At 70.9% G+C, this 2,200-nt stretch carries 2 protein-coding genes; both read left to right on the top strand.

The genetic code is table 11. The features are described 5' to 3' along the window. Positions 1 to 92 precede the first annotated feature (92 nt). Positions 93 to 1,097 carry a response regulator transcription factor gene (locus FOE67_RS23410; protein ID WP_182666827.1) on the top strand — a complete coding sequence of 335 codons (1,005 nt, stop codon included), beginning with the start codon at positions 93 to 95 and terminating at the stop codon, positions 1,095 to 1,097. After that, the coding region (locus FOE67_RS23405) for a M20 metallopeptidase family protein (protein WP_182666826.1) at positions 1,097 to 2,200 on the top strand (1,104 nt) is incomplete at its 3' end. The genes FOE67_RS23410 and FOE67_RS23405, both read left to right, overlap by 1 nt.

The raw sequence follows: 2,200 nt of genomic DNA, 5'->3' as shown, positions 1-2,200 counted from the left end.
GGCCGGGGACGACCGTGCCCGGACGACCCCGGGCTCCCGGGTCCGGCTCCCCCCACCCCCGCACGGGTTCGGAAGGAACGTTCCACCGAACTTTGCCGAAATCGTTCCGGTCTTTACCCACCCGCACCGCCAACCTTCCCGAAAGCATCACGAATCAGTATGATGATTTGAGCGGAGTGGGCCGCGGAGAAACGGGGACACTTGTGAGCGGCAAGACCGACGCCACATCGTGCAGAGTATTCGTGATCAACGACGGATCCATCGTGTACGCAGGAGTTCGCAACGCCTTATCCGGGCACCCCTCGGTGGAAATCATCGGCACCGAGACGGCCGCCGACCGGGCACTCGACCTCGTGGGAACCCTGCGGCCGGACGTGGTCGTGGTGACCTCCGCGGAGGAGGATCTGCTGCCGTTCACCCGGGAGGTTCAGGAGAGAACCGACGGCGCCACGGCGGTGCTGGTGATCGGCGAGGTCGGAAACCTGCTGATCAACGCGATGGTGGCCGGCGCCGGGGGCGGGATCTCCTGGCGCGCCACGCCCGAGGAGGTCCTGCGGGCGATCCTGACCACGGCCAGGGGCGACACCCATGTGCCGGAGGCGCTGGGCGACCACCTCACCCGCACGCTGCGCACCGCGTCACGGGGGGAGGTGCGGCTGAGCAAACGCGAACTCGAAGTGATGCGAAAAGCCGCGGAGGGGCAAACGAATTCCTCCATAGCCCGCTCCCTGCGCCTGAGCGAAGCCACGGTCAAAACCTATTGGCGGCGCGTTTTCCGAAAACTCGACGCACGCGACAGAACCATGGCGGTGACCACCGCCATGGAAATGGGCATCCTTCGGGATCCCTCGGATTCGGTACCCCCCAGGGAAACCTTTCATACACCTCCGGTGAGGGACACGACCGCGGCACCACGCGGGGAATCGCCTTCCCCGGGGGGCGTCGGGAAAACGTCGGTACCGACCACCGACGCCGGTACCGCCCCCACCGACACCGCCTCCCCGGTGGGGTTCGCGGTCCGGCCCCCGGCCGCGTCGCCCCCCTCGGCCGGGGGCGTCCTCGCCGAGAAGTCACGCGTCGCTCCCGAAGGAGAATGATGTCCTCGCCCACCGGACCCCTCCCGCAACGCGAGTTGGTGCGCCTGCGTCACGCACTGCACCGCGACCCCGAAGTGGGACTCCACCTGCCGCGCACCAGGGACCGGGTGCTCGACGCCCTCGGTGATCGGGGGATGGAGGTGTCCACGGGGAAGGAGTTGACCTCCGTCACAGCCGTGGTCCGGGGTTCCCGCCCCGGGCCGGTGGTCCTGCTGCGCGCCGACATGGACGCGCTGCCGGTGACCGAACTCCCCGGGGACGACCCGACGGCGCCGGTCTCCGGAACCGAGGGGGCCGCCCACGTGTGCGGTCACGACCTGCACACCGCGATGCTGGTCGGGGCCGCCCACCTGTTGCGGGGGGCCGACTTCCCCGGGGCGGTGATCCTGATGTTCCAACCGGGCGAGGAGGGCCACGGGGGAGCGGAGTTGATGGTCCGCGAGGGGGTCCTGGAAGCCGCCGGGGAACCCCCGATCGCCGCGTACGCCCTGCACACGGTCGCCTCCATGCTGCCGCGCGGCCTGTTCGTCTCCCGCCCGGGCACCGTCCTGGGGGCGTGCGACACCCTGGAGGTGACCATGCGGGGAGCCGGTGGACACAGCGCGATGCCGCACACCGCGCGGTCGCCCGTGCCGGCCCTGTGTTCCCTGGTGGGCACCCTGCAGACCTCCGTGAACTCGTTGATCGACCCCTTCGACCCCGTCGCGGTGACCGTGACCGGCCTGCGGGCGGGCGAGGCGGACAACGCCGTCCCGACCGAGGCCCGGGCCACCCTCTCGGTGCGCTCCTGGGCGACCGCCACCCGGGACCGCCTGCGCGAAGCGCTGCCGCGACTGGCCGAGGGGGTGGCCCGGACGCACGGGGTGACCGCGGAGACGACCGTGGAACGGGGTTATCCGGTGACGACCAACGACCCGGGGGAGACGTCCTTCGCGGGCCGGGTGGTGGAGGAGGTCTTCGGCCCCGGCCGGTGGTTCGTGACGCCCCGTCCGATGCCCGCCTCGGAGGACTTCGCCTTCGTACTGGACCGCGTGCCGGGGTCCTACATCGCCCTGGGGGCCTGCCCCGCGGGGACGGATCCGAGCACCGCCGCCCCCAACCAC

This window comes from Streptomyces calidiresistens, from assembly GCF_014141525.1.
GTDB lineage: Bacteria > Actinomycetota > Actinomycetes > Streptomycetales > Streptomycetaceae > Streptomyces > Streptomyces calidiresistens.
The sequence above is the reverse complement of the archived record's forward strand: the minus strand, read 5'-3'. Positions and strand labels throughout refer to the sequence as shown.